Source organism: Streptomyces sp. CNQ329, from assembly GCF_000482585.1.
Genome location: NZ_AXVU01000130.1, coordinates 1 through 2,839 on the forward strand (window position 1 = coordinate 1; position 2,839 = coordinate 2,839).

Sequence of the window (2,839 nt, forward strand, 5' to 3'; positions counted from 1 at the left end):
CTGCCCCTGCCCCTGCCCCTGCCCCTGCCCCTGCCGAACCGACGGAGCGGCCGTCGGCCGGCTCCGAACCGGCCCCGGCGGCGCCCCCCCGCCGCGCCGCCAGTTCGTCGGCGAGTTCGTCCGCGCGGCCGGCCGGTTCGTTGGGCGACATGATCCGTGACCGGGTCGCGGCGGAGTTGTCTCAGCACCAGGGCGACATGCAGGCCGCCCAGGCCGCTCTGATCCACAAGGCGATCCCGGACGTGATGAAGCTGTTCAAGGCCTCCCGGATCGGTGGCCGGTACGAGCACTCCGAGTTCCCTCCGACCGAGACCGACGTCCTGGCCAAGCGCTCGCAGAAGAACCCGGACCTGATCTGGGAGGGCCGCCCGAAGTGGCGCGCTGTCGAGCTGCACCGCGAGGCGCGTGCCGGCAACATCGCCCTCGACGTGACCGCTCTGGACGCCAACGCGGCGTATCTGGCGGCGTTCACGTGCTGGCTGCCGATCGGGCGGCTGGTGGAGTCCGAGCCCTTCAGCCAGCCCAAGCGCGCCGGCATCTACCGCATCACCCCGCCGGAGTGGGGCAACCCCGACCTCCCGAACCCGCTGGGGGACCGCAAGACTCAAGGGGACCTCTGGATCACCACCCCCACCCTCAAGCTGCTGCTGGACTGCGCGAAGAACGGACTGTGCACCGCCCCGGAAATCCACGAGGCGTACACGTCCGGTGCCACGGAAAGCCTGCTGCGAACCCTCAAGGAAGCCCTCAGGGATGCCCGGCAAGAGGCAATCGACAATGACGACATTGTCACCCTGGAGTACGTGAAATCCATGTATTCTAAGTTTGTGTCCACTATCGGGGAATCCACGAACAACCGTGAACTCCGCCGCCCGGACTGGATGCACACCATCCGCTCTCAGGCATTCGCGAACCTGTGGCGCAAAGCCTACAAGGCGCACCAGGCAGGATTGACCGTCGTGCAAATGGCAGGAACCGACGAACTCCACGTGAGCGGCGGCGACTGGCGAAACGTATTCACCGAGGGACGGAAACTCTCCGACATGAAGGAAAAGGAAACCTACACCCTCGGAGGCGACTAAATGAGAAGCGTCTACGATGAGTGGGGCGAATTCGGAAGGTACAACGCCCGGGGACTCAAAGGCGGTGAAGCCCTCGCCCGCGAAATCGAGAGAATCGCGCAGGAACTCGCCGCCCACGGCGGCATCGCCACTCCAGTCGACCGCCCCCGGGGCCGCAACGCCCGCCTGCACTACTTGGACTCACCGGCCGGCCGCGATGCCCTGGCCCGCCACGGCATCAGCCCCCGCCTCATCAAGTCTTGGGAGACCGGCGGCCGGCCCTCGGCCCGCAAGCTCCAGGCACTCGATGACGCCTACCGCGAAATGCGCCACACCAACGTCCGAAAGTACGGCCGCAAAAACATCGTGGAGCGCCTCGACAACAGCGGGCAAGGTACCCGAATGGAAATCTATCCCGTCGACCAAAGCCAGGTCCCCGAAAGCCGCCGCCGCGACCTGGAACCCATCGCACAGGAGCGGTCCCTGCAAGTCCGCTACGTCTGGGCAGACGCTGTCACCGGATGGGCAGAAGGAGATGAAACCCTCCTCGGCGACGTCTGGGAAGACATCATTGCCGACCTCGATTCCGACTGGGCCGCCTACTCCTACGTCGGCGCAGTCACCCTCGGCGCCTGACCAGCCAACTCCGAACCCCACGAAGGAGCGGAACATGCCGAGTGAACAGGGACCACAGGACCCCGAGGCCGCCGGCGCCGACCGGGTATGCGCCCTCGCCACCCCGCCGCAGACCCCGCCCACCCGCGACCACGCCGCCGTCTGGCTCGACGACCAGGGCGGCGTATGGGCCGACTACCCGACCCTGCCGCCAGGCGACGACGTACTGCCGATGGTGTGGGCCCGTGACGATCCCCATCGCCTCGTCTCCCGCCAGGAGCTGGAGGCGCTCGGCTGCACCCTGACCCCCATCGCCCACTGCCTGATCGAGCCCCTCTGCACCTATGACGTGCGGCCGGAGAACCGGGCCGCGAAGTACACCACCGTCTGGCTCGACAACGAGGGCGACGTGTGGGCCGACTACCCCACGCCGGGCCCCGAGGAGAACCAACTCCGCTCCCTCGTATGGGCGTCAGAACAGGCCGAACCCCGAAGCGACCTCGAAGACCGGCACGGCTACGCCTTCACCCGCATCGGCTGGAGCCGCTGACCCCGACGCTGCGAGCAGCAGCTGCGCCGCGTTCCGGATCCAGTTCCCCACCCACGCACGAAGGAGACCCATGACCATCACCGACGACACCCTGCTCCGCCCCCCGCTGCCGCACTTCACCTCCTGGGCGGACGTCCCGGCCGGCGTCTACGCCACCGCCACCCAGCTCAAGAACCTCGACCTCCCCCGTACGCCGGGCCCGAAAGCGGCGACGGTCGACGGCTACGACGGCCGCAACCGCCGCACCGTCCTCGACCTGTACCGGCTGGACGAATCCGCCCCCACCCCGGCTACCGCCACCCAGCTCGCCGCCGCCCGCGCCCGATCCACCACCCCACGAACCTGCCAGGACTGCGGCGCCCGACCCGACCACGCCCTCCTCCCCACCCCAGCCGGCCACCTGTGCCGCGCCTGCCACCACATCCACAAACTCCGCACCCTCCAGGACGACGCAGCCACCCGCCGCGCCTGGGCCCAGGAACACGTCGCCAACCTCCTCACCCTCCCCATGGCCGTGCTGCACATCGACTACACGTGGCGAGGCACCACCCCCAGCGGCGCCCGCCGCCCGCCCTCCGCCGCCACGGTGACCGCCCTCGACGCAGCCACCGGC

General features: G+C 68.8%; 4 protein-coding genes. All 4 read left to right on the forward strand.

Annotated features, from left to right (window positions below):
- A partial coding sequence (locus I003_RS0129310; protein WP_027774693.1) for a hypothetical protein occupies nucleotides 1-1,082 on the forward strand: 1,082 nt, incomplete at its 5' end.
- Nucleotides 1,083-1,697, forward strand: a complete 615-nt coding sequence (locus tag I003_RS0129315) for a hypothetical protein (protein ID WP_027774694.1) — start codon at nucleotides 1,083-1,085, stop codon at nucleotides 1,695-1,697. It abuts the gene before it with no gap.
- 34 nt (nucleotides 1,698-1,731) lie between these two features.
- Nucleotides 1,732-2,226: a hypothetical protein gene (locus I003_RS0129320; RefSeq protein WP_027774695.1), complete on the forward strand. Its 495-nt coding sequence runs from the start codon at nucleotides 1,732-1,734 to the stop codon at nucleotides 2,224-2,226.
- Between the two features lie 70 nt (nucleotides 2,227-2,296).
- On the forward strand, nucleotides 2,297-2,839 hold a 543-nt coding region (locus I003_RS0129325; protein ID WP_027774696.1), incomplete at its 3' end, for a hypothetical protein.